3 protein-coding genes are annotated in these 1,765 nt (G+C 69.5%); all 3 read right to left on the minus strand.

The features are described 5' to 3' along the window. Window positions 1-22 precede the first annotated feature (22 nt). Window positions 23-382, minus strand: coding sequence for a DUF4282 domain-containing protein (locus tag JNL41_RS15435; RefSeq protein ID WP_293476435.1), 360 nt, complete (start codon window positions 380-382; stop codon window positions 23-25). Between the two features lie 132 nt (window positions 383-514). Then, window positions 515-1,429 (minus strand): alpha/beta hydrolase, encoded by a 915-nt coding sequence (locus JNL41_RS15440; protein ID WP_293476437.1) that lies wholly within the window; start codon window positions 1,427-1,429, stop codon window positions 515-517. Between the two features lie 70 nt (window positions 1,430-1,499). Then, window positions 1,500-1,765, minus strand: a 266-nt coding sequence (locus JNL41_RS15445; RefSeq protein ID WP_293476439.1) for an FHIPEP family type III secretion protein, incomplete at its 5' end; no start/stop codon positions are given.

The raw sequence follows: 1,765 nt of genomic DNA on the forward strand, positions 1-1,765 counted from the left end.
CGCCGGCGCAGCTTCGGCGAGATCAGCGGCCCTGGCTGCGCTCGCGCTCCACGTCCTGGCGCAGGACGTGCAGGTCCTCGGCGATCTTGAAGATCGTGACGTAGAACTCGCAGAAGGCGCGCCACAGCAGGACGGCGACGAACACGCCCAGGGCGCCCACGCCCAGCACGCCGAGGGCGAGCAGGATGCCGACGACGCTGCCCTCGCGGATCGCGACGCCGACGGTGGCGCCCAGGATCCCGAACGCCATGATCCCGATGATGCCGAGCCCCGCCCAGTAGACGAGGTGGAATACAGTGCCGGTCAGCAGGCGTTCGAAGGTGAGCAGGTCCCAGAGGAACTGTCTGCCGGTGCCTTCAGGCCGCTCGAGAGGTCGCCGCATCCGAATTCCGAGACTCAACCGGGGCGCACGCCCCCAAGGCCGAACCGCTATCAGCCGGTGAGGCGACCTGCAACAGACGCCGTCGTCACGCGCCCGGGGGCGCCAGGCCGCCGGCGGAGCCGCTGCGGCGCGCTACTTCGCCATCTCCTTCGTCGCCTTCTCGATCGAGGCCGTCAGGTCGGCGATGCGGTCGCGCTTCCTGAACGGCGTCTTCAGGAACCGGTCGACGGTGTCGTTGAACAGCTTCGGGTCGTCGTAGGGGACCGCGTGGGTGCTGTTGGGCAGGACGGCCAGGTTGGCGTTCGGCAGGTTCTCGTAGATCTCGGCCGTGTGCTTCAGTTGGATGACGTCGTGGTCGCCCGACATCACCAGCGTCGGCGCGGCGATCTTGCCCAGCGCCTTCGGGTCGATGTGCGGCTCGTTCTCCAGCAGGTTCAGCATCTTCAGGGCGCGGCGGCCCTCGGGGGTCTTGTCCAGGTCGGGCGGCATCTGGGTCTTCATCTGAGCGACCCAGGCGGTGGTCTCGGGATAGATGGCGTCCGGGTTCAGGTTGGCGGCCATGGCGACCAGCTTGTTCACCTTGTCGGGGTGTCGCACGCCCATCAGCAGCGCCTCGATGCCGCCGTCGCTCCAGCCGACGACGTCGACCTTGCCGAGCTGGAGGTGATCGACGAGCGCGGCCAGGTCGTCGGCCATCATCTCGTAGGTGATCGGGCCCGCGCTGTCGCCGGACCGGCCCTGGTCGCGGCTGTCCATGGCGATCACCTTGCGGTGGCCCTTGAAGTGGTCGATCTGCGCGGCCAGCATCCCCAGGCTGCCGCCGTTGCCATGCACCAGCAGGAGCGGCTCCCCCGCGCCGTAGACCTCGTAGTAGAAGGTCACCCCGTCGTGGACGAAGCTGCCGCTGGCGGCCTTGTTGGCGCCGTAGGGGATCTTGGCCGCCGCCGCGGCCGGCGGTTTCGGATCGGCGTCCTTCGCCGGCGTACAGGCGCCGGCGAGCGCAAGGACGGCGGCGAGCGCCACGGTGCTTCTGAGCGAACGGATCACGATGCAGGCCCCCCGATGACTGGGCCTGTGGTGGCCGGGGCGGGGCCGCCGGTCAAGGCGATGTGAGACTTTAGAGCGCGCCTACGGTCTTGAGGCGCGCGCGCGGATGCACCTCGTTCTGGCTCATCACCGGGGTCTGGCCGCGGAAGCGTTCGATGATCGAGCGGACGTAGGGCCGGATGGTCGGGCTGGTCCGCAGGACCGGGGAGTCGCCGGCGAGCGCGGCGCGTTCGAAGGTCTCGCGGATGCCGCGGATGAAGTCCTGCAGGCGCGAGGGGGCCAGCGCGAGCTGCTTCTCGTCGCCGGCGCCCACCAGGGCGTCGGCGAAGGCGTTCT

The organism is Phenylobacterium sp. (assembly GCF_016793285.1).
In the GTDB taxonomy this organism is placed as follows: Bacteria; Pseudomonadota; Alphaproteobacteria; order Caulobacterales; family Caulobacteraceae; genus Phenylobacterium.